Below are 23219 nucleotides of genomic sequence, written 5' to 3'. Positions count from 1 at the left end.
TGTCGATCATATCCTGAACAAATCTTGAATAAAATCGTGCAGTGAATGTTGTTATTACCGGTATTGGTCTGTGGACAGCTCTGGGGGAGAGCGCGATCGCCACATGGCGGCGCTACTGTCAAGGAAAAACGGCACTCATCGCCACGCCTAAAGGACTGGTGGGTGCAACGACCTTACCGATTGAGAAAATTATTGCTGCGACGACAACTCAAGCGCTCAACGACGCAAAATTAACGGTTCCCCTAGGCGATGCTGGAGTGGTGGTTGGCTCCAGTCGGGGCTTTCAAGCACAGTGGGAAACGTGGTTACGGCAGCCTTCTCTATCGCGAGAAACATGGTTACAAACCTTGCCAGCAACTGTCTCGCAGCAGGTAGCACAAATTGCAGGCATTCAGGGGATAGTGCTCAACCCCACAGCCGCCTGTGCCACGGGAATGTGGGCGATCGCCCAAGGGGCATTACTCATTGAGCAGAACCAGTGTGATCTGGTGTTGGCGGGAGGGGTCGAGTCCGCCGTCTCCCCCTTGACCTTGGCGGGATTTCGGCAGTTGGGGGTATTGGCTCAGGAGCGTGCGGCCCCCTTCGATCGCCAGCGGCAGGGATTTGGCTTAGCGGCCGGCGGTGCTATTGTCGTCCTAGAATCTGAGGCACGGGCGCGATCGCGAGGCATTGACCCCTATGCCCGAATTGCTGGAGTGGGTCTCAGTGCTGATGCCGAGCATATGGCTGCCCCCAGTGTCCACCAAACCGGTGCTTTCCTAGCCATTCAAAAGGCCTTGGCTCAGGCGGGGCTAACACCGCCACAGATCGACTGTATCCATAGTCACGGTACGGGCACACAGCGTAACGATGCCGCCGAAGCCACTTGGATGCAAACCCTTTTTGGTCAAGGGGTTGCGGTCACCAGTCACAAAGGGGCCCTTGGGCATACCCTAGGTGCTGCTGGCGCGATCGCGATCGCCCTCTCTTGCTTATCCTTACGGGAGCAGCAGATTCCTCCCTGTGTTGGCTGTGAGACTCCCGACTTTGACTTGGACATTGTCCAACAGACGCGTTCTGCCCCTCTAGAGCACATTCTCTGCTGTAGTTACGGCTTTGGGGGGCAAAATGCCGCGATTGTCCTCGCCCCTCCCTAGGAGGCAGTGACCACCCTTGGTTGAGCCACCCCAAACTTTTCCATGATCGTTTTAGCCATTTGTGGGGGTGTGAGTCCTAAGTCAGCCTTTGATTCTTCGGGACTAGCGTGCTCAACCAAGATATCCGGTACTCCTAAACGTAACACCGGCACCAAAATATCCGCCTCTTGGAGTACCTCGAGTACCGCCGAGCCAAAGCCCCCCATCAGGCAGCCTTCTTCTAAGGTGACCACGCGGCCAATTTGTTTCGCCAAAGGCAGAATCAACTCAGTATCTAGCGGTTTGGCAAAGCGGGCATTGATCACTGCGGCACTCATGCCGTGTTCCTTGAGGATTTCTGCCACTTGCATCGCCGGATAGACCATTGAGCCGTAGGCCACCAAGAGAATCTCTTCACCGGGGCGCAGGAGTTCCCCTTTGCCGATTTCGAGGGGTTCCCAGCCTTCCTCCATGAGGGCGACACCATAGCCATTGCCCCGGGGATAGCGTAGGGCGATCGGGCCATCGGTGTAGTTGATGCCCGTTACAATCATGCGTTGCAATTCCGCCTCATCCTTGGGTGCCATCAGCACCATATTGGGTAGGCAGCGCAAATAGGCAATGTCGTACATCCCTTGGTGGGTCGGGCCATCAGCACCGACAATCCCCGCCCGATCCATGCAGAAGAAGACGGGTAGCTTTTGGATGCAGACATCGTGAACAATTTGGTCGTAGGCGCGCTGCAAGAAGGTGGAGTAAATCGCCGCTACGGGGCGCATTCCTTGGGTGGCCATGCCGGCGGCCATTGTTACGGCGTGCTGCTCGGCAATGCCGACATCAATGTATTGGTTGGGCACCCGTTTTTGGAGGATATCTAGCCCTGTACCCGTGGCCATCGCCGCTGTAATGCCAACAATGCGCGGATCGTTTTCTGCGAGTTTAGTCAGGGTTTCGCCAAAGACTTTGGAGTAGCTGGGGGGCTTGGGTTTGCTGGAGGGTTTGGCCTTACCAGTGACGAGATCAAAGGGGTTTTGTGCATGGTAGCCCACTTGGTCTTTCTCGGCGATCGCGTAGCCTTTGCCCTTAACCGTTGCCACGTGAACCAAGACAGGACCGGAAATCGTATGGGCATGTTGGAATGTGGTAATGAGTTCTTCCAAATTGTGGCCATCCACCGGACCAACGTAAGTAAAGCCCAGTTCCTCAAAGACGGCGCCCACCTTAGGAACCGCAAGGCGTTTCATGCCCTCCTTGATGCGCTGCATCTCTGGGGTTAGGTTTTCACCAAAGAAGGGGATATGTTTGAACTGCTCTTCGAGGTTATCAGTAATAAATTGCACCTGCGGCGAGAGGCGGATTTTATTCAGATAGCGGGGAATCGCGCCCACATTGGGGGAAATGGACATCTCATTGTCGTTCAGCACCACCATCAGGTTGGTGTGGGGCAAGTGGCCGGCGTGGTTAATCGCTTCTAGCGCCATCCCCCCAGTTAAAGCACCATCACCAATAATGGCCACGACTTTGAACTTCTCTCCCTTGAGATCGCGGGCGATCGCCATCCCTAAGGCCGCGGAAATACTGGTGGAGGCATGACCGGCACCAAAGTGATCAAAGGGGCTTTCGCGGAGGTTGAGATAGCCAGCAATTCCTCCCTTTTGCCGCAGGGTATGGAAGTTGTTGTAGCGACCCGTCAACATTTTGTGGGGGTAGGCTTGGTGCCCCACATCCCAGACCACACGATCTCTGTCTAAGTCAAGGGTTTGGTAGAGTGCGAGGGTGAGTTCGACAACCCCCAAGCCCGGTCCAAGGTGTCCTCCCGTGGCCGCCACCGTTTCCAAATGTTTGTCGCGGATTTGGGCGGCAATTTGACTCAATTGGGCAATGGACAACCCATGCAACTGGTTGGGATGGGTGAGTTCACTTAAGTGCATAGAAACCCGACCTCGCAAGATACCTAGGAGCGATAGCCTACCGCTGACCACAGAAAAACTATCTGTTGACTGATTCTAGCAAAGTCCCCCACCGAAGTTGGGTATTATTTCGCCCCTAGACGCGGTGAAAAGCCGCAATAATCCCGAAACAGTTGATCATAAATTTCTAACGCTGTTTCATAGAGTTCGCTCAATTCACGAATTTCTTCCGTGGATTCATTGGTGTAATTTTCCACCAACCAAATCACCCATTGGTAAAATCGCTCCCGACCCCACTGTTGCCAATAGTTGGCGAGAATTCCCCGCGCAAGGTCAGTTCCCAACCGTTTGGGGTAACCGTGGCTTGTGGCCAAGTCTTGGAGATCCCCTAGGAAGCGTTCGGTCATCGCACTGAGGTGACTCAGGGACATCTGAGCACATTGACAAGCCCGCTCAAAGGCGGCGTTGGTCTCTAGGGAACTGGGCTTGACCGTTTCAGCCATCAAGCGACCATGACTATCTACCTGACGCTCGACAGCGCAGTGGGGAACTTTAGTGAGGGGGTAGCCTTCACAGGCGAGATACACCCGAAAGTTTTTCTCTAAACGATCCACTTCTTCGGGACTGAGGTGGATGTCGAGTTCAAGCAGGAGTTGACCAAAGGTACGCTCATCAGTGGTGGTGGTGGTTTGCGAGTAGGTCATCGCGAAGTCCCTCACAGGTCGTCAAAAGATTATCCTGTGATGTTTTTTCCGTTATGCACCTCAGCCAAGAAGGCAGCCTACAAAGCTCCCAACACCGTGTTCTCGAAAGTCATTAGTTCATCGCGGTGTCCCTCTAGGGTGACTTGGGTACCGATCGCATGGGGTTGCAAAGAGAGTTTGACGGTTTCGAGCCGTTGGGCACCTCGCCAATAGAACCACGGGGCAATGGGCGTCAGGCCAATCAGACCAAAGGCCAGAATGCCGCGATCGGGAAAGAGAACGGTCAACACAAGGGCGATCGCTGTGGCACCGGAGACGGCAAGGCCAAAAAGCAATGCGGCCAAAAAGGGACTAGCGGCAACATTTCCCTGAAACGTCACTTCACTGCCATCAGCACTGACGGTATGCAGGCGGTAGCCCCGCTGCTGGAAATACTGCTTGAGGCGGGGAGCAAGTTCAGCAATGGGCTGGGCAATGAGCCATTCTTTGGTTTCAATGCGTTCTTTGGTGGAAGCACGAATAAAAAACACAAATCCGACGGCCAAGAGACTCGTGAGTAAGAGAGTGGAAGGATAAATTAAATCGCTGGACATGGAGGTTAGGTAAATGGACTGTTTGTCTCTTATTGTCAAGGATTTATGGGGGTCTGCAAAGAGATATTGCACCGCGATCGCCCCTTGGGGTTCTGCGGAATACTAAACCCTAGCCATTGTTGTTGTGTTGCTCCATGATGCGGTCTCACACGTCTCCCCGCGATATTCGGGCACCCCGCTGCCGTCGGATGTGGTTACGCTCAGAAACGGCCTTTGCCCTGCTGCTATTGACCAGTGACCTCGTGGGGTTGGTGTTGGCTTGGAAGTTGGGCTTACAACTCAATCGCTTCTATGCGCCGTTGCCCCCTGATTTAGCAGCGTGGTACTGGCTGGGATTGCCCAGTGTCTTTTGGCTCTTTGCCACTGGTCTATTGTTTTTGATTGCTGTGAGTGGGCTGTATCACCCGCGCGGCCATTGGAAAAATTATCTGCGCCTTGCTAAGGTACTGAGCTTGGGCTATTTGTTGGCACTGGCGATCGCCTACTTCTATGATCCCAAGGTAGATTTGCCTCGCTCACTGTTTTTTAGTGCTTGGGGTCTCAGTGTGGTTTTCGCCGTGATCTTGCGCTTAGCCGTGAGTCTGGCGTTTAAAATTTGCACCCTACGGCAACCGATTCGCGCTTTTCTGGTGGCGCCCCCGGAGCGACAGGAGCATCTCAGCAGCCTACTAGAGCAACGCTCGAACTATAAGATTGTCGGCAGGGCGATCGCCACCATGGCCAATGAACCGGAAACCCTGACCGAGATTCTCAACTGTCAAGCCCAAGAGGTGATTGTAGAAGGCCTCCCCCCAGCCCATCTCGCTTCAGCCCTCTATTGGCAGCTACGCCAACATGGCATTGCCCTACGGTTGATCCCCTCCAGCTTGGAAATGCTCTACCGCCGCGGCACCCCGGAAATTGTGGCGGCTTTGCCCACCCTGCGGGTAGATATGACGTATCTCAATGGTTGGGAATATCGGCTGAAGCGCTATTTGGACGTGATTTTGGCACTCTTTGGCATCGTGGTGCTGGCACCCCTCTTTATCGTGGTGGCGATCGCCATCAAACTCACCTCCCCAGGGCCTGTCTTTTTCCGCCAAGAGCGGGTAGGACTCCACGGCCAAGTCTTTCAGATGTGGAAATTTCGCACCATGCGAGCCGATGCCCCGCAACTCCAAGCGCAGTTGGAAACACAAAATGAATCCGCCGATGGCATTCTCTTCAAGGTCAAAAACGACCCCCGCTGCACGCGCCTCGGCAGTTTCCTGCGCAAGACCAGCATTGATGAACTGCCGCAACTGTTTAATGTCCTCTGGGGAGACATGAGCTTAGTGGGGCCGCGTCCGCTACCCCTGCGGGATGTTGCCCGTTTTCATTCTTGGCACCATATTCGCCATCAGGTGATGCCAGGGATTACCGGGCTGTGGCAAATTTCTGGCCGCTCTGAGATTGGCAACTTTGATGAAGCGGCACGCCTTGACCTCTACTACATTGACAATTGGTCGCTCAATCTGGATTTGGAAATTTTAGTGGAGACGGTGCGTATTGTGCTTTTTGGCAGTGGGGCGTACTAGGTGCGGCAACAATTGGCTGGCAAATAACTGTTCCACCTGTTGAGCTGAGAGGGGGCGGGCAAAGAAATAACCTTGGCCATAGTTGCAGCCAAGCGCCTGAAGAACGCGATACTGATCGCGTGTTTCAATACCCTCCGCCACCACCTTCAACCGCAAAGAATGCGCCAGCATGAGAATCGTGTGCACAATTGTCGCCGAAGATTCCTCATTGTTGAGAGCGGAAATAAACGTGCGATCAATTTTTAGTGTGTCAATGGGAAAACGGTGCAAATAACTCAGGGAAGAATATCCTGTACCAAAGTCGTCCATATACACGCCAATGCCCATGGCGCGAATTTCCTCAAGGGTGGCGATCGCCACCTCCTTGTTGTCAATCAAGATGCCCTCGGTCACCTCAAGGCGCAGTCGCTCAGCGGGAAATTCTGTTTCTGACAAAATTGATCTTAAGTTGAGCAGCAGATCCGCTTGCTGGAAATGACGACCGCTGAGGTTGACACTAATGCTTAAACCGCGACTGCGGGGAAACACCTTTGACCAGCGTTGCATTTGCCGACAGGCTTCTGCCATCACCCACCAACTAATGGGTAGGATCAGACCCGTTTCTTCGGCGACAGTCATGAATTCACTAGGGGAGACGATTCCCCGTTCGGGATGTTGCCAGCGCAGCAGCGTTTCAAAGCCGACAATATTGAGCGTTGATAGATCAACAATCGGTTGATAGTACACCAAAAATTCATCGCGCTCTGCCGCCCGTCGCAGATCAGTTTCCATTTGCATCAGGGCAATGCTCTGGGCACGCATCGTCATGCTAAAGACTTCATAGCGAGCTTTGCCCAAGGATTTCGCGCGGTACATGGCGGTATCCGCATCTCGCAATAAGTCCTCAGCCGTTTTGCTTTCCTCGCTGGGGAAGGCAATGCCAATACTGGCACTGGTAAAGACTTCATGCCCCTCAAGGAGAAAGGGACGGCTCAGAGCCACTAGCACTCGTTCTGCCACTTCGATCGCTTGGGCGGGAGTCGTTAACTCCTCCAAGAGAATGGCAAATTCATCACCCCCAAGGCGGGCGATCGTGTCCTCAGCGCGGGTACAGGCCGTCAGTCGCTGGCCAATGCCAATCAGGAGTTGATCCCCAGCTAAGTGCCCCAAGCTATCGTTGATCACCTTAAAGCGATCCACATCTAAAAACAGCACCGCAAAGAGGGAGTTGGGACGTCGCACGCGGCGGGTAATGGCCTGCGTCAGCCGATCCATAAAGAGCACCCGGTTGGGTAGCCCCGTCATGGCATCGTGCAGCGCATCGTGGAGAATTTGCTCCTGAATCAAGTGGTACTCTGTGACATCGGTCATCGAACCGGCCATGCGATAGGGCTGCCCCTCTTCATTGCGCAGGGCTTTGCCTCGCGATCGCATCCAACGGTAACTGCCATCGGCGTGTTTAATCCGAAACTCACACTCAAAATGGGGACGGGTACTGAGAAGATGCTCCTTCATGCTCTGGCGTAGCTGCTCTAGGTCATCGGGGTGGACACGCCGCCACCATTCCTCGATGGTGGGTTGTAGGGTACCGGGGGTTTCGCCAACCAGCAGTTCCCAGCGGGGAGAATAATACATCGAGCGATCGCTAATTTGCCAATCCCAAAGGCCATCATTGGCGCCCTCAGCTGCCAGAGCATAGCGTTCTTCACTAATGCGCAGGGCGAGTTCAGAACGTTTGCGTTCAGTAATATCGGTAATGTAGCAGCGAATTAATTGGCTCTCCCGCAGCAGATGGATTGTCACTTCGTAGGTGCGATCGCCAACGTTGATTTCTTCAACAGAAAATCGCTTTTCCTGCAACGACCAGCTTTTGAGGCGCGATAGCAGCGGATGCTGCACATCTGGTTCCCCAAGATCGGGAAATTCCTGAATGGCCGCTGGGTTGAGATAGGTAATTTGGCCATTGGGAGCCAGTTCAATGATCGGATAGGGACTTAACTCTGGAAAAGAGGACAACCGCAGCAGTTGGATTTCGGTCACCTCAGACATTTCACTGCTGACGAAGGCACCCCCCAAAGAGGCCACGTCTTGATCTGAGATACTTGATGCTTCGAGGGCGCGGGTGTAGCGATTGAACCCGGAGTCAGAAATATTGGCGATCGCGTGGTAGCGGGCACGCACATCACCCCCAAAGACGATCAAATCCTTATGCTGGAGAATGTGGGATTGACAGGGCTTGCCATTGACCGTCAGACCATTGACACTGCGCTTCCCTTGTAGATCGCCATCAATGAGGCGAAAGAAAAAATTACCACTGCTGGGATCCAAAACCCGTAGCAAAACAGCGTGCTGACGGGAAACCATTGGCGACTTAAGAACAATCGTATTACTGGGATGTCGCCCAATTGTATAGGTACTGGCTTCCAAGGGAATGGTACGCCGACCCTCTTGATCCTCAATAACGAGAAGATGGCGCCACTTCTTCGGCGGATCAGACTTCACATCAATCGCCTCGGCAAATTCTCATGACGGAACGGTTTTCACTAGAAACTCCCCAATCAAGCCGGTATTGATGAAGAGACTCACTTGCTATTCTAGGACGTGAGATTTTATTCTGTTTACAGAAAATTTACTGGGTTGCAGTGCAGTCTTTATCCTGACAATACTTGGAATAAGTTAAGCATTTCTTAACAGTGTAATGTAATTTTCATGGGTGGCAGTCTTTTTCACATCGATGGAACACACTTAAAACTGTGAAAGCTGCTCTGGGAGAGGATGATATCCCCCTCACATATCCCATAATTTAGAAAACAGTTATATGTTGGCTTCATCCTATCGGATTATTTTTATTCTTTTTCTCTCGATGGCTGTCTGGCTCCAAAGACGCCGTCCAGTGGGGCGATCGCTTTGCCTTGGACTCGTAGTGGCTCTCCTGCTATGGTTGATCCCACCCCCTTTGGCAGCAGCCATGACCCCCAAGCACTACACTGAGCTGACATTTCCCCCCTTACCGGAAATTCAAGTGCCGGCCTATGAACGCCGTCAGTTGGCCAATGGGATGGTGGTCTATCTCCTAGAGGATCACGAGTGGCCCTTGGTGCGAGGCACCTTAATCTTTCGGGCAGGTAGTCGTTGGGATCCGCCGGCTCAGGTGGGTTTGGCAGAAGTCAGTGGCGACCTGATTCGCACGGGTGGCACCCAAGTTCATCGTGCCGCTGAAATTGACCAATGGCTTGAGGATCGAGCAGCAGCCATTGAATCGGGTGTCGGCAAAAGTTTAGGGCGGATTAATTTCAACAGCCTCAAGGAACACAGTGAAGCGGTTCTAAGCCAACTAGCGGAGATGCTCCAAGCGCCAGCAGTAGAACCAGAGCGATTTGAACTGGCGATTCGGCGGCGGCAAGGGATCATTCAACGCCGCGATGATCAACCCAATGCCCAAGCAGAACGGGAATTTTACAAGCTGATCTACGGTGCTGAGAGTCCCTATGCCCGCACCCAAGAGTTAGAGACCCTTGCCAAGATCACACCGGCGGATGTGCAGCAGTTTTACCGCAGGTACCTCGCTCCCTCCCGCTGTATTTTGGGCTTGGTGGGCGACTTTGATGCCTCGCAAATGGGCGATCGCCTTGAAGCAATTTTTGGCTCATGGCAAGATCCACCGAATTTACCTCCTTTGCCCCCCTTACCTAGGGTAACAGTTGATACGTCGCCAACAACGGTGGTGATTAATCGCCCCCATCTCTCCCAAAGCTATATCTACACGGGGCAATTGGGGGGGACGCTCAAAGATCCGGACGTGTTTAACTTCTATGTTCTCAATGGGGTTCTCAATGGCTTTGGTGGGCGTCTTTTCAATGAAGTGCGATCGCGCCAGGGCTTGGCCTATAGTGTTTATGCCGCTTGGAGTCCCGAATTTGACTATCCGGGGGTGTTTTATGGCGTTGGCCAAACGCAAACAGAAACCACAGCCAAGTTTCTCAGCGCCCTACGGCAGGAAATCCAGCGACTGCAACAGGAACCCGTTAGTGCCGCAGAACTGAACTACGCCAAAGACAGTATTCTCAACTCCTTTGTCTTTAATTTTCGCGATCGCCTGCAAATTCTCAATCGTCTCCTGCGCTACGAATACTACGATTTGCCCAAGGATTTTATCTTCCGCTATCAGCGAGCCGTTAAAGCCGCAACGGCAGCAGATCTGCAACGGGTGGCACAAACCCGCCTAAAACCAGAACAGTGGCGTACCCTGATTGTGGGCGATCGCATCCCCTGCCCTACGACAAATTGCCAGCAACGACAATCTCAATCCTAAGAGCAAGATGAGCTTTCGCATTCAGAATATTGCGCGGCTGTGCCAAATCAAGCAATCATCGTTAGACTAGCGATACAGACCTTTTCCAAAATCAAGTAACAAGTTGTGAGGAAACCCTATGTCAGCTTTGCGTCTCGCTCTTTTAGTCAGCCCTACCTTTTTGGGATCCGTCCTGAGCTTGGTCGCATTGATTGCACCTGCCCATGCCCAACTCAGTACCCCCATTCCCGTGCCACCTCCAGAAAGCAGTGAGTGTGTCACTAATCCCCACCAGAAGTTTCAACTGGTCTGTACTCGCCTAGGCGCTCAGGAAACAAAACTGCAAGCCAGTCGTGATAATGGTTCGCTGCCCCCTCCTGTACTAGAGTTTACTGAGGAAGAAAGTAATACCGCGATCGCGCTATTTGGCTGTGATTGTCCCCTGTGTCTAAATGCCTTACGGCAAATGCGTGGCCAGCCTCCCCTCAATCAATTGGGTTAATACTGGATACAAGGGAGTAGGATCCAAGTATGAGCCGCTGGATTAACCTGCTTGCCCTGCTCCCTAATACCATCCTCACGATTTTAGTCATCCCTCGCCCCACAAGCGAGAAGTGAGGTTGAGAACCGTAGGGTCAGCGTCGGGAGGATGTCACACAATCCCAATTTGGGTCTGTTGATCATTCCACATTTTCCATTTTTCGTAGATGCGGCGTAATGTGCCGTCCTTCTTGAGGATGTCGATGGCTTGATCAACTTCTGTTTTGAGGGTTTCTCCTTTGGGGTTGTTCTTATTAAAGGCAATCACATAGTTATTCAAAAAGATCGGGACACCAATTGGACGCAGGCTATTGTTCACTGTGCCCCCCGGACCGGCGCCAAGAACATAGTAGGCAACAATCGGATAGTCTAGCATCACGGCATCAATCCGCCCTTGGGCGAGATCATCAAAGGGCAGGTTGCCATCGTAGGCACGGGTTTTAATGTTTTTGTCCCTTTCAAGAATTTCTTGGGCTTTGTAGCCAATGCCAGTGCCGACAGTCATGCCAGCCAGATTGGCCAGTGTGACTTCACTCGTGGCAGTGTATTGCTCAAAACGGGGGTCATTGGCTCGGACAACGATCTGTTGGCCATAGCGATAGTAGGGCTGGGAAAAGAGTTGGGTGCGATCGCGATCGGTGGTGATCTCCCAACCGTTAAGAATCATGTCAAAGCGATTGGCGGCAAGGGCAGCGGACAGTTGATCGTAGGCAGTGGCAACGAATACGGCATTGACCCCCATTAGTTGGGCGATCGCGTCGGCAATTTCCACCTCAAAGCCAATCAACTTACCGGGATCAACTGGGTCGTAAAAAACGTAGGGAGCACCACTAATCGCCTCAGCCCCCCAAGCCAATGTACCGGGATTGAGGAGACCTTTGCTGGAGACAGTGCCCGTAGTTGACGTTCCAGAGGTCGAATCGACATTGCCGGCACAGGCCGTGAGTAGGGTTTTACTCCCTGTGGCGATCGCGATTGCCCCCATCCCCTGTGCCACACGGCGCAAAAACGTACGACGGTGCAGTCCCATAGCGCTCTCCTCACATCAGGTTGATCTTGAATTTAGAGTTATCAATTGATCAACTTTGACTCAGTTTAGTTTCTATCGCTACCGCTGCCAAGACTACGACGTTTTGTTACTGTTTGGAAGGCGTAAATAATATCTCCTTCCTGCCATTGTTGAAAATCATCCAAGCGCACACCACATTCGTAGCCCGCCGCAACTTCGCGGACATCGTCCTTCAGGCGTTTTAGCGAACTCAAGATGCCTGTGTGAATGACGCTTTGCTGGCGCAGCACCCGTACTTTGCAGTTGCGCACGAGCTTGCCATTGAGGACATAACAACCGGCCACAGCTCCTTTGCTGAGGGGGAAGATAGCTCGCACTTCGGCTTGACCCAGTTCTTCCTCGACCAGTTCGGGTTCCAGCATCCCCTCCATTGCCCCTTGAATATCATCGAGGAGCTTATAGATGATGTTGTATTCGCGGACATCAACATTGTGCTGCTCAGCCGCTTGGCGTGCCCCTGAGGCAAGGGTCGTATTAAAGCCAATGATGACGGCACTACTGGCGGCGGCAAGGTCAACATCGGTTTCAGTAATTTCGCCGGGGGCAGCCAACAAGACTCGCAACTGTACTTGATCTTGGGGCAGTTGGTTGAGGGCCGCCAAAATCGCCTCGACGGAACCTTGAACGTCGGCTTTGAGAATGAGATTGAGTTCCTTGAGTTCCCCTTCGCGGGCTTGACTGGACAACGAGGTAAGGGAGACCCGCCGGGCGGCTGCGGCTTGGGCAAGGCGGGATTGGCGTTGAGCGGCGGCTCGCTCCTCCACAAGGGCACGGGCGGCTTTTTCATCGCTGAGGACTTCAAATTCATCCCCGGCAGCAGGGACATCCGCCAGACCCAAGACTTCGACAGCAAAGGAGGGGGTTGCTGCCTCGACACGCTGCCCGCGATCGTCAATCATGGCGCGAACCCGACCAAAACAGGCACCTGCCACCAGAATATCGCCGACCCGCAGGGTACCGTTTTGTACCAGCAATGTGGCCACAGGTCCCCGTGCCCGATCCAAGTGGGCTTCAATGACGGTGCCTTTGGCAGGGCGATCGGGATTGGCGTAGAGATCCTCCACCTCAGCCACCAGCAGGATCATTTCTAGGAGCGTATCGAGATTTTGCTGTTGCAGGGCACTGACGGGAACCATAATCGTGTCGCCCCCCCACTCTTCGGGCACCAAGCCGTATTCGGTGAGTTCCTGCTTGACCCGCTCCGGTTGGGCAGACTCTTTGTCAATTTTGTTAATGGCGACAATGATCGGCACTTTAGCTGCTTTGGCGTGGCTAATGGCTTCAATGGTTTGAGGTTGCACCCCATCATCGGCAGCAACCACGAGAACAGCAATATCGGTGACCCGTGCCCCCCGTGCCCGCATGGCGGTAAAGGCTTCGTGACCGGGGGTATCGAGAAAGACGACCTGATGTTTTTCGCCGTTGTGTTCGACATCCACGTGGTAGGCGCCAATGTGTTGGGTGATGCCGCCTGCTTCCCCTTGGGCCACTTTGGCATTGCGAATGGCATCGAGAAGGCTGGTTTTGCCATGATCCACGTGACCCATAATCGTGACTACGGGTGGACGCCGTTGCAGGTGATCGAGGTCGCTCGACTCCAGCATTTCGGTGACTTTTGTGGCCTCGGCTTTCTGCTGTGCCGTTTCCACCGTAATCCCCAATTCCTTGGCCACGAGTTCAATTGTTTCCACCTCAAGGGTTTGGTTGATGGTGGCGGCAATTCCCTTAAAGAAGAGAATTTTAATGATTTCCGCTTCGGGGCGACGCACTAAACTGGCCAACTCCTGCACTGACATCGGGCCTTCAATCGTAATGTGATCGGGCGGTGGTGCTTCGGCTGGCTCTTCGTGACGGCGATCGCGATGGCGGGGTTGTTTTTTCTCGCTGCTTTTTTCGGTTTTCGCCGCTGGTGTAACGGGGCGGGCGGGACGAGGCGCCTTGGGCTTGGGTGGCCGTTGCAGCGATTGGCTGACATCAACGGTTACTTGGTGTGCCCCGACCAAACGGCTGGTAAGTTCTAGTTCTTCCTCTTCGTCAATGACTTCTTCACGCAACTTGACGACGCGGGAGGATTTCCGTTTGTTCTCCTCATCATCAAAGTCTTTGTGACGGTGGCGGTCTTTGATGACTTTGCTAACGGACTTGTCATCGAGTACCTCAACGGTTTCGGTGACGGGCTTGGGTGGATTTGGTGCCCGCAGGACTGGCGCAACGGGTTTGGGTGGCGGTTGTAGCTCTGGTAAAGCTGGCTTGGGCGCCATTTCCGGGGGCTTGACGGGTGCCGGGGGAACTGCCCGCTGGACAATTTCAATGCGATCTTGACTGCTGGGTTTCGCAGGAGCGATCGCCACCTTTTCTTTTTTGGGGGGTTCCTTTAGCTCTTTGCGGGGCGGGGGAGCCGCAGCGACTTTTTCCGCTTTCTTGGTGGGGCGGGCGGGCGGGGGGACTAAAGTAGGCGCTGGACGCGGTGGTGTCGGTTCGGGTTTTGCGGGAGGTGTAGGGGGTTTGGGCGCCACAGGTTCCACTGGCTTGGTGGCAACCGGCGCAGGGGGTGTGGGTCGCGCAGGGGGCTGCGGTGCTTGGGGACGAGCGGGAGGTTGTTGTAATTGAGGCTTGGGCGCTTCTGGTGTCTCAGAGCGGGGTTGAGTGTGGACAGCAACAATTTGCTGCGTTTTTGGAGGGGCTGCGGCTTTCTTCACAGGAGGAGGTGTTTTTGAAACTTTACGGGGAGAGGCACTATGGGGTTGATAGGTTTTGGCAGCTTCGCGAATGCGATCGGCATCGGCATCGGAAATTGTGCTGCTGTGACTTTTATAGGCAATTCCCAACTGTTCACAGATCGCCAATAAATCTCGATTATCTAGGTTGAGTTCTTTTGATAGGTCATAAATGCGAACTTTACCAATGCTCATGCTGTCTCTCAAAGGCTCTGAAATCTCTACAAAGGGGCAAACGGTAGGGCGATCGCGATCGCTCAAGTAAAGGCTACCGTCAAGGTGGAATTAATGGGTTTTAAGGGATGGGTTGGGGCAACTCACTCAACAACAATCTCAAGAGTCGGGGCTAAAAAAATAGAAGTATCCCTATTATTAACGATTTTGGTAGGGATTGATCAGGGCAACAGCCCCAAGGGGGGATCAATTTCAATTCTGCGGGCTGCTAGATCAACCAGCGGCACGATGGCTGGCACAAAAGGAATATACACTGATCGGCGGGCTTCTTGCGCTGGGTCGAGTAACTGCACTTCTAGTAGGTCATTGCCGGCATTGACCAAGCCCACCACTTCGCCAACTCGCTCACCGTGGTGATACACGGCGAGTCCAATCAAGTCCATGAGGTGGTATTCATTTGCAGCAAGGGGTGGGCGATCGCTGGCGGGGACTAAAATTTCTGCCCCCTTGAGTGCCTCCGCTGCGGTGCGATCGCTGACTTCGGCAAAGGTAACCACAAACTGTTCGACACGGGGTAAAAATCGCCCGCGCACAAGGGTAACCGCATAGGGTTGGGGCTGCCGGGGCGATCGCAACCAACGAGAACCCGCTACGGTAAAGCGTTCGGGAAAATCACTAAAGGGCTTGACCTTCACCTCCCCCCGCAGGCCGTGGGCACCGACAATTTGGCCGATACAGAGCCATTCACTTGTCTCAGGGAAGGGGGTCACCATAGGCCGTCCAAGCCAACTTGAGTAAACCGTTCATAATTGCTGTGGCAACGCTCACGCCCCCCTTGCAACCCTTAATGGAGATGTGGGGCACCCAAGACTTTTGCAGGCGATCCAAAATGGGGGGGAGAAAATTGGGGGCAGCGTCAATAATTAAGGCAGGGCGAATTTCCTGAGCCTCCACTAAAGTCAGGAGAGGTTCTAGGGCTGAATGATCACTACTGAGGACAAAAATAGCCGTGGGATGGCGTCGTGCCAAGGTTTCTATGCCAAAAGCAATGCGGGACTTTTCCTGCTGCGGACGGGTGAAGGTTTCTGCCCCACAGTAAATGGGATTGCCAAAGGTGTTTTGGGTGTAGGAGAGCACCCCCACCTGCACCATCGTCACATCCACCACAATCGGGGTATGAGCGGCAAGGGCAGCCACACCGGATTGCAGGGCCTGCTCTGAATAGACAATCAAATTCAGATATTCTAAATCCCCCGTCGCATAAATCACACGGCGCGTAATATCGTACTGTGCTGGACTCAGGTTGTGCCCGGCCAGCAACTGGTCAATAACCCGTAGTTGTGCAACGTCAGACTGGTGCCATTCCATCAAAGGTGCCGCAAGGGAGCTAGGGAATAATCAATATAGCAACAAAGTTTTCCCCCCACTAGACGCGGGGTAGGCGTGACACCCTCTAGTGTACGGGGCGATCGCCCGATTTCATGCATGGTGTGGCGATCCACGATTTCAGCGAGACTGGTATGCTGGAAACAGCGTCCTTGAACTTGTGCCACTGTGTCTCAGATTCTCTGTCCTGTCCCGGCAGATCAACGACCGATCAACGAATATCGTGACCTCAAAGCCTCTTGGTTTTTTGAATGGTCGAGTTGGCCGCGGCCACGCTTTCAACGGCGTTTGCTACTGCTGTGGGGGATGGCTTGGCTAGTCAGTGGACCGGTGGCGATCGCCAGCTTTTCTCTGAAAGAGGCACCCCTACATGTTTTCTTCGCTGGGGCGCTAGGAGCAAACTTCCTGCTGTTGCTGATTCTTTTGCGCCTTGTACTCGGTTGGGCCTACGTGGGCGATCGCCTGCACCGTCCCACCGTCATTTATGAGGAAACAGGCTGGTACGACGGTCAGGAGTGGCAAAAACCCGAAGCTGAATTGGCTCAAGATCGCCTGATCTATACCTACGAGTTGCGCCCGATTTTACAACGGTTACAGGTAACCCTTTTGGCGCTCGTGATCTTTTCTTTGGGACTGACCCTTGCTTGGGCACTCCTGTAGCTGCTGCTGATATTGTTGCTCATTGACCTGCATGACCGAACCTATGTCCAAACGCACCCAAGCCCCTCTCCTCGATGTTTGCTTACTGCGGGAAGGGATTGTTGAGTCGCGCCACCATGCCCATGCCGTGGTCTGTGACGCCCGGGGGCGAATTCTTGCCCTTGCAGGAAACGCTGAAACCGCTGCTTTTATCCGCTCTGCCCTCAAGCCCTTTCAAGCCTTGGCAGTGACCACCACGGGAACGATGGAGCGGTTTGACTTGAGCGATCGCGACCTCGCGATTATCTGTAGCTCTCACCAAGGTCGTATTGAGCAAGTGCGCCAAGTCTTTAACATCCTCTGGCGTGCCGATGTGGATCCCACCGCCTTGCAATGTCCCGTTCCCCCCGGCCGCCAAGGGGCACTGCAGCACAACTGTTCGGGTAAACATGCGGGGATGCTAGCGGTTTGTCAACAGCGTAATTGGCCATTGGCAAGTTATCTGCACAAAAATCACCCCGTTCAGGCTCTGATCCTCTCTAAGGTGGCGGAACTACTGAAGATGCCCGCCGCAGAATTTATCTGTGCCCACGACGACTGTGGGGCGCCCACGTATTTGATGCAACTGGTGCAGATGGCTACCCTTTACGGCCAACTGGCCTCGGGCAATGACTGGGCAATGGAGCGCGTCGTTCGTGCCATGACCCACCACCCTGATTTTGTTGCCGGTCCCGGTGCCTTTGATAGCGAGCTGATGCGCCTCACGGAGGGGGAAATCCTCAGTAAGTCCGGAGCTGAGGGGATTCAGTGTGTGGGTCGTGTGGGCGAAGGGATGGGATTGGCGATTAAGGTGAGTGATGGTGCGAAGCGTGCTAAGTATGCCGTTGCCATTCAACTGTTGAAGCAACTGGGCTGGATTACTCCCAGTGTGGCGGAAGCCTTGGGGGAGCAGTTTCTGATTCCCAACCAATTTACCCGTCTCGAGGTGAATGGTGAACTGACCTTTGCCTAGGGGGCTAGATTCTAGCCTGAATAGGCTCTCCCTTGGGTTATGATTTGTATTCAATTTTAGTGAGCACGGAGGCTGTTGTGGCTGTCACAGCAAATGTCGGAACCATCTTTCCTGTGGTGTGGGCGGGCAATCGCGTGCAGTTAATTGACCAAACCCGCTTGCCAGAACAGTATGAACTCAAGGACATCACCACCGCAGCGGAGATGGCCACCGCCATTCGGACGATGATTGTACGGGGTGCGCCAGCGATTGGTGTGGCAGCAGCTTTTGGTATGGTCTTAGGGGCACGGGAATACACAGGGAGCGATCGCGAGGGCTTCTTGGCTCACCTAGAGAATGTCGCTTCCGAATTGCGGCAAACCCGCCCCACGGCAGTGAATTTATTTTGGGCCATCGATCGCATGCTTGGGGCAGCCCAGCAAGCCACAGCCAGCCTTGAGGAACTCCAGCAGCACCTTCTTGAAACCGCCCAAACCATTGCCCGTGAAGATGTGCAAACCTGTCAAGCCATTGGTGAAAACGGCCTTAGTGTCCTGCCGAAAACACCCGAGAAGTTGCGCTTGCTTACCCACTGCAATGCCGGTGCCCTAGCGACAGCAGGCTATGGAACAGCGTTAGGGGTGGTGCGTGCGGCTTGGGCGGCGGGTCGCTTGGAGCGAGTCTATGCCGATGAAACTCGTCCTCGTCTTCAGGGAGCGAAATTAACCGCTTGGGAATGTGTGCAAGAGGGCATTCCTGTCACCCTGCTGGCGGATACGATGGCGGCGCACTGTATGCAGCGGGGGATGATTGATGCGGTGGTGGTGGGCGCCGATCGCATTGCCCTGAATGGGGACACCGCCAACAAAATTGGTACCTATAGTGTGGCTCTTGCCGCCAAAGCCCACAACATTCCCTTCTTTGTCGCTGCCCCCCTTTCTACAATTGATACTAAAATTGCCACTGGGGCGGAAATTCCCATTGAGGAGCGCCACCCCCAAGAAATTTATCAGGTGGGGTTTAGCCGCATTACACCCGCTGGGGTAGATTTTTACAACCCTGCCTTTGATGTCACCCCTGCCCATTTAATTAGTGGCATTATTACAGAGCTAGGGGTTTTTGCTCCCGCTGACCTTGCACGGGGTATTGGTGCAGCAGCAGGTTAACGGCGGCAGACTGCACGGGCAATATCACCCGCTATCGTACCGGGAGGATAGCTTTTGGTTCCCGTCCAATCCCAACCGTAATCATCACTCTTAACATCGTAGGGATTACAGGATGCTGTTGCCCGATGCCAGTAATCGTCGCCAAGGGTCGAGAGGCTAAAATCCACTTGGATAATGCCATTCCTATTTCTATAAAAGCGACGGGAATCCATATCCACAGTGTAAACACGGCCTTTACTGTCGCGAGCCACTTCCACTTCCATTTCTGCGAAACTAGGCGGGGCGATCGCCAGACTGAGGCTCAACGTTGCTGCCCCCACAAGGGCAACAGGTGTCCGAAACATGGTCAGAAACCTCTTTCTTTGGTAATACGATCGTAGCAATTGTGCTAGAACATCGTTATTCTTAGTTCAAAAAGCTTTATAGAAAAAATAGAAAAAATGATTTCCTCACCATCCTCTTTAAGTACAACCGACCTCAACGCCCTTGCTGAACGGATCCGTATCGCGGCTGAGCGAGCCAATGGAAATGTCCATGACCTGTTGGCATTGCTGCGGCTTTTAGAGCAATTGCATCGTGAAATTTGTAACAATCAGTTTCAAGCGGCCTTGCCCACCAACCGCCAAGCGCTCTATAAACTACTGCGGGATATTGAAACCAATGGCGGCTGGCCCTACATTCCCCGCAAACGCCTAGAGTCTTTTTTGGGGGCAATTCAAGAGGAATCGGATAGTCATGAATGTTGAACGCTGGCTGATCCGCCAAGAGCCGCAGTGGCTAGAGCTAGAACACCTCCTCAACCGTGCTGAGACAGAGGGGATTCAAGCGCTATCGGCAACGGAGATTTGCCGCCTCAGTCAGTTGTACCGCTTGGTTAGTGCGGATTTAGCGCGGGCAAAAACTCGCCGCTTGGGCAGTAGCATCGTCAACTATTTGCAGGGTCTCACCTTGCGGAGTTATAGCCAAGTCTATCAGGGTGAGCGCTCCCAAGATTGGCGCCAAGTTTGGTGGTTTTTCCAGCGGGGCTTCCCAGCGGTTGTCCAGCAAACATGGGTCTATACGGCCTTTGCCTTGGGGGTATTTCTGGTGGCGGCGGCGATCTCTTGGTGGTATGCGTGGAGCGATCGCCAATTTTTGGAGCTGGTGGTGCCCTCAGACATTCTGTCCCTCGTGGAAGAGGAGGGCAAGCTCTGGATGGGATCGATCGTGGGGGTTGAACCCCTAGCCTCCAGTGCCATTATGACCAATAACCTGAGTGTGGCTTTTACAATGCTAGCGGGCGGCATCCTAGGGGGACTAGGAACCCTCTATATCCTCTGGAATAACGGTCTGCATATCGGGGCGATCGCTGCCTTGGTGGCGCAAAACAACCTAGGGTATCCCTTTTGGGCGTTTGTCAGTTCCCATGGTGCTTTGGAGCTGCCTGCAATTTTTCTAGCCGGCGCTGCGGGTCTGTTGTTGGGGCAAGCGATTCTCTTGCCGGGGCGTTACCGTCGCCTGAGCGCACTCAAACGCAATGGCGCTTTGGCAGCACAACTGATGTTTGGCATTGTTCCCCTCTTGGTGATTGCGGGCATTATCGAGGGCTTCTGGTCGCCCAATCCCCTGATTCCCAACAGTGTGAAATATTTGTCTGGCCTAGGGTTGTTTGCGGCTTTAGGCTTTTATTTGGCTTGGCCGCTAGAGCGATCGCCCACGGGTGAGGGAAAATAGAAGGATGCTTTATTGACGTTTAGGCCGATCGCGAGAACACTATGGCAGAAAACTGGCGCAGTCGCATCATTACAGAAGGCGTTCAACGCACCCCCAACCGAGCCATGCTGCGAGCCGTGGGCTTTGGCGATGACGATTTCAACAAGCCGATTGTTGGGGTGGCCAGTGCCCACAGTACGATTACCCCTTGCAATATGGGGATTGCCGCCCTTGCCAGTCGCGCCGAAGCAGGCATTCGCGCAGCGGGGGGGATGCCGCAGTTGTTTGGCACAATTACGGTCAGCGATGGTATTTCCATGGGCACGGAGGGGATGAAATACTCCTTGGTCTCGCGGGATGTGATTGCTGATTCAATTGAAACCGCCTGTAATGCCCAAAGTATGGATGGGGTGCTGGCGATCGGTGGCTGCGACAAAAATATGCCCGGCGCGATGATTGCCATGGCACGGATGAACATTCCTGCCATTTTTGTCTATGGGGGCACGATTAAGCCCGGTCATTGGCAGGGTCAAGACCTGACGGTTGTTAGCGCCTTTGAAGCCGTGGGTCAGTTTAGTGCCGGCAAAATGGATGAGGCGACGCTCCATGCGATTGAACACCATGCCTGTCCGGGGGCGGGTTCCTGCGGCGGGATGTTCACGGCCAACACAATGTCCTCAGCCTTTGAAGCCATGGGCATGAGCCTGATGTACTCCTCAACAATGACAGCGGAGGATGCTGAAAAAGCCGACAATACAGAGTTAGCGGGCAAGGTGCTGGTGGAGGCGATTCGTAAGAATATTCGACCCCGCGATATTATCACCCGCAAATCCATTGAAAATGCCCTCAGTGTGATTATGGCGATCGGTGGCTCGACAAATGCCGTGCTGCACTTTCTGGCGATCGCCCACAGTGCCGAGGTTCCCCTCACCATTGATGACTTTGAAACCATTCGCCAGCGGGTGCCCGTTCTCTGCGATCTCAAGCCCTCGGGTAAATACGTGACTGCGGATCTACATCGGGCAGGGGGCATTCCCCAAGTAATGAAAATGCTCCTCAATGCTGGCTTGCTCCACGGGGATTGCCTCACGATTACGGGGGAAACCATTGCCGAGCGGCTGCGGGATGTGCCCAATACCCCCGACCCCAACCAAGAGGTGATTCGTCCGTTTGACAAGCCTCTCTACGCCACTGGCCACCTGACCATTCTCAAGGGTAATTTAGCCAGTGAGGGGGCTGTGGCCAAAATCTCCGGCGTGAAAAATCCCCAAATTACTGGGCCGGCCCGCGTCTTTGACTCCGAGGAAGCCTGTCTTGATGCCATTCTTGCCGGCAAGATCAACCCCGGCGATGTCATTGTCATTCGCTATGAAGGCCCTGTGGGTGGTCCGGGGATGCGAGAAATGCTGGCTCCCACCTCTGCCATTATTGGTGCCGGTTTAGGGGATAGTGTCGGCCTCATTACCGATGGTCGCTTCTCTGGTGGAACCTATGGCATGGTTGTGGGTCACGTGGCTCCGGAGGCGGCAGTGGGTGGGACGATCGCCCTTGTGGAGGAGGGAGACTCGATCACCATTGATGCCCATCAGCGGCTGCTGCAACTGAATGTCAGTGAGGAAGAACTGGCAGCGCGGCGGGCTAAATGGCAGCCCCCGGCACCTCGCTATACCCGTGGGGTATTGGCCAAGTATGCTAAGCTAGTGTCTTCTAGTAGTCTGGGGGCGGTGACTGATCGCTTTGTTTAGAGGTGGCTAATTCCTGCAAAAAGGCCTCGATACCAGCGCGATCGCTTGTTTGGCGCGGATAAACCATAGGCGGGCGTTGCAGTGTAATCAGCTTCACCCCCAGCTCACGGGCAATCGCCTGTTTGATCTGCTCACTCTCGGTACCCGAGGCCTTGGTCACCACCGTTGTAATCTGCCACTGTTGCCAGAGGGCGCGCTCTAACTCTCGCGATACGGGGGGGAAAATGGCAATTAAGCGCTGGCGATCGAACCCCGCCGCCAAGGCAGCCTCCAGTGCGCTTGTTGTGGGCAAAATCCGTGCAAAGAGGGTAGCCTGACGCTGGAGGGGCACAAAAGCTGCCAAATGTTTGACTCCTAGGGTCAGCAACACCCGCTCACCCATGAGGAGATTCCCTTGCAGCAGTGTTGGCAAATCAGTATAGATGCCAAGAACTGGCGGAAATGCTGGGCGTTCAAAGCGCAGGTAGGGCAAGCCAAATTCTTGGCTGATGGCAATGGCAAGGGCAGAGATTGCCACCGCAAAGGGATGGGACGCATCCACTACGGCTCGAATCGAATGTTGCTCGATAAACTCACGGGCACGCTCAGGGGTCAAGCGCTCGATATGGCAACTCAACAACGGATGCGCGTCATAAAGATGGCAGGCCGCCGCTGTGGTCACGCTCACCCAGCAGGGAAACCCTTGGCAGACAATTAATTGGGCAATCCAGCGACTCTCTTGGGTGCCGCCAATCAGCCAAATCGCCCCAGTCACCTAGCCCAGCAGTGCGCGGCGAAAGTTTTCCCGATAGGACTTATTCATGAGCAGCGGTAGCCACAGCACGCTGAGGACAAAGCGCGATTGTGTGTAGTACGTGCGGTGAAACCCTTGCCAAAAGCGCAGGGCAATTAAGAAGTAGAGAACAATTGCACCAAGACCAAGGAGTTCCATAAACACATTGGTGAATCTGAA

At 54.0% G+C, this 23219-nt stretch carries 21 protein-coding genes; 10 read left to right on the top strand and 11 right to left on the bottom strand.

Annotated features, from left to right (window positions below; translation table 11 throughout):
• Window positions 1-41: 41 nt before the first annotated feature.
• The gene (locus M0646_RS11735) at window positions 42-1136 is read left to right on the top strand and encodes a beta-ketoacyl-ACP synthase (protein WP_286625827.1); all 1095 of its coding nucleotides are present in this window, start codon (window positions 42-44) and stop codon (window positions 1134-1136) included.
• On the opposite strand, the gene dxs is transcribed toward M0646_RS11735, so the two are convergent.
• From dxs to M0646_RS11720, 3 genes are all read right to left on the bottom strand, one after another.
• A complete protein-coding gene (dxs, locus tag M0646_RS11730) occupies window positions 1133-3046 on the bottom strand; it encodes a 1-deoxy-D-xylulose-5-phosphate synthase (protein ID WP_286625826.1) in 1914 nt (637 codons plus the stop codon). The genes M0646_RS11735 and dxs overlap by 4 nt on opposite strands.
• 104 nt (window positions 3047-3150) lie before the next feature.
• Window positions 3151-3729 carry a hypothetical protein gene (locus tag M0646_RS11725; protein ID WP_190278090.1) on the bottom strand — a complete coding sequence of 193 codons (579 nt, stop codon included), beginning with the start codon at window positions 3727-3729 and terminating at the stop codon, window positions 3151-3153.
• Between the two features lie 77 nt (window positions 3730-3806).
• Window positions 3807-4322, bottom strand: coding sequence for a cofactor assembly of complex C subunit B (locus tag M0646_RS11720; RefSeq protein WP_149821060.1), 516 nt, complete (start codon window positions 4320-4322; stop codon window positions 3807-3809).
• Between the two features lie 137 nt (window positions 4323-4459).
• Between M0646_RS11720 and M0646_RS11715 the strand changes: the two genes are divergently transcribed.
• Entirely contained in the window at window positions 4460-5878 is a 1419-nt protein-coding gene (locus M0646_RS11715; RefSeq protein WP_399374392.1) for a sugar transferase, read from the top strand.
• Here M0646_RS11715 and M0646_RS11710 read toward each other — a convergent pair.
• Entirely contained in the window at window positions 5831-8359 is a 2529-nt protein-coding gene (locus tag M0646_RS11710; protein WP_286625823.1) for an EAL domain-containing protein, read from the bottom strand. The genes M0646_RS11715 and M0646_RS11710 overlap by 48 nt on opposite strands.
• 316 nt (window positions 8360-8675) lie before the next feature.
• Here M0646_RS11710 and M0646_RS11705 point away from each other — a divergent pair, with 316 nt between their 5' ends.
• Both M0646_RS11705 and M0646_RS11700 read left to right on the top strand, forming a co-directional pair.
• Window positions 8676-10169 carry a pitrilysin family protein gene (locus M0646_RS11705; RefSeq protein WP_226971963.1) on the top strand — a complete coding sequence of 498 codons (1494 nt, stop codon included), beginning with the start codon at window positions 8676-8678 and terminating at the stop codon, window positions 10167-10169.
• A 118-nt stretch (window positions 10170-10287) separates the two neighbouring features.
• On the top strand, window positions 10288-10650 hold the full coding sequence (locus M0646_RS11700; protein WP_190278089.1) for a hypothetical protein: 363 nt from the start codon (window positions 10288-10290) through the stop codon (window positions 10648-10650).
• A 150-nt stretch (window positions 10651-10800) separates the two neighbouring features.
• On the opposite strand, the gene M0646_RS11695 is transcribed toward M0646_RS11700, so the two are convergent.
• The 4 genes from M0646_RS11695 to M0646_RS11680 form a co-directional block, all read right to left on the bottom strand.
• Entirely contained in the window at window positions 10801-11718 is a 918-nt protein-coding gene (locus M0646_RS11695; protein ID WP_149821056.1) for an ABC transporter substrate-binding protein, read from the bottom strand.
• Window positions 11719-11783: 65 nt separating this feature from the next.
• Window positions 11784-14669 carry a translation initiation factor IF-2 gene (gene infB / locus M0646_RS11690; RefSeq protein WP_286649672.1) on the bottom strand — a complete coding sequence of 962 codons (2886 nt, stop codon included), beginning with the start codon at window positions 14667-14669 and terminating at the stop codon, window positions 11784-11786.
• Between the two features lie 200 nt (window positions 14670-14869).
• Window positions 14870-15421 carry a ribosome maturation factor RimM gene (gene rimM / locus M0646_RS11685; RefSeq protein ID WP_286649671.1) on the bottom strand — a complete coding sequence of 184 codons (552 nt, stop codon included), beginning with the start codon at window positions 15419-15421 and terminating at the stop codon, window positions 14870-14872.
• Complete coding sequence (locus M0646_RS11680) at window positions 15402-16016, bottom strand: precorrin-8X methylmutase (RefSeq protein WP_149821050.1); 615 nt, start codon at window positions 16014-16016, stop codon at window positions 15402-15404. Before M0646_RS11680 ends, rimM begins: the two co-directional genes overlap by 20 nt.
• Window positions 16017-16202: 186 nt before the next feature.
• Between M0646_RS11680 and M0646_RS11675 the strand changes: the two genes are divergently transcribed.
• From M0646_RS11675 to mtnA, 3 genes are all read left to right on the top strand, one after another.
• Window positions 16203-16694 (top strand): CGLD27 family protein, encoded by a 492-nt coding sequence (locus M0646_RS11675; RefSeq protein ID WP_149821048.1) that lies wholly within the window; start codon window positions 16203-16205, stop codon window positions 16692-16694.
• Window positions 16695-16737: 43 nt separating this feature from the next.
• Complete coding sequence (locus tag M0646_RS11670) at window positions 16738-17685, top strand: asparaginase (RefSeq protein WP_255451666.1); 948 nt, start codon at window positions 16738-16740, stop codon at window positions 17683-17685.
• Window positions 17686-17762: 77 nt separating this feature from the next.
• The gene (mtnA, locus tag M0646_RS11665) at window positions 17763-18830 is read left to right on the top strand and encodes an S-methyl-5-thioribose-1-phosphate isomerase (RefSeq protein ID WP_286625817.1); all 1068 of its coding nucleotides are present in this window, start codon (window positions 17763-17765) and stop codon (window positions 18828-18830) included.
• Here mtnA and M0646_RS11660 read toward each other — a convergent pair.
• Window positions 18827-19174 (bottom strand): hypothetical protein, encoded by a 348-nt coding sequence (locus M0646_RS11660; RefSeq protein ID WP_286649670.1) that lies wholly within the window; start codon window positions 19172-19174, stop codon window positions 18827-18829. The genes mtnA and M0646_RS11660 overlap by 4 nt on opposite strands.
• A 96-nt stretch (window positions 19175-19270) precedes the next feature.
• Between M0646_RS11660 and M0646_RS11655 the strand changes: the two genes are divergently transcribed.
• Genes M0646_RS11655 through ilvD form a run of 3 tightly spaced genes read left to right on the top strand, consistent with a single transcriptional unit; the run spans window position 19271 to window position 22267 of the window.
• The gene (locus M0646_RS11655; protein WP_286625814.1) at window positions 19271-19576 is read left to right on the top strand and encodes a hypothetical protein; all 306 of its coding nucleotides are present in this window, start codon (window positions 19271-19273) and stop codon (window positions 19574-19576) included.
• Window positions 19566-20543 (top strand): stage II sporulation protein M, encoded by a 978-nt coding sequence (locus M0646_RS11650; protein WP_286649669.1) that lies wholly within the window; start codon window positions 19566-19568, stop codon window positions 20541-20543. The genes M0646_RS11655 and M0646_RS11650 overlap by 11 nt, the downstream gene beginning before the upstream one ends.
• Window positions 20544-20584: 41 nt before the next feature.
• The gene (gene ilvD, locus M0646_RS11645) at window positions 20585-22267 is read left to right on the top strand and encodes a dihydroxy-acid dehydratase (RefSeq protein WP_149821036.1); all 1683 of its coding nucleotides are present in this window, start codon (window positions 20585-20587) and stop codon (window positions 22265-22267) included.
• Here the strand turns inward: ilvD and M0646_RS11640 are convergent.
• Both M0646_RS11640 and M0646_RS11635 read right to left on the bottom strand, forming a co-directional pair.
• Window positions 22230-23021, bottom strand: coding sequence for a cobalt-precorrin-6A reductase (locus tag M0646_RS11640; protein WP_286625812.1), 792 nt, complete (start codon window positions 23019-23021; stop codon window positions 22230-22232). The two genes, ilvD and M0646_RS11640, sit on opposite strands and share 38 nt — an antisense overlap.
• Complete coding sequence (locus tag M0646_RS11635) at window positions 23022-23198, bottom strand: hypothetical protein (RefSeq protein WP_206200825.1); 177 nt, start codon at window positions 23196-23198, stop codon at window positions 23022-23024.
• Between the last annotated feature and the right edge of the window lie 21 nt (window positions 23199-23219).

The organism is Thermosynechococcus sp. B3 (assembly GCF_030323045.1).
GTDB lineage: Bacteria > Cyanobacteriota > Cyanobacteriia > Thermosynechococcales > Thermosynechococcaceae > Thermosynechococcus.
This window is presented reverse-complemented; position numbering and strand designations above follow the sequence as displayed.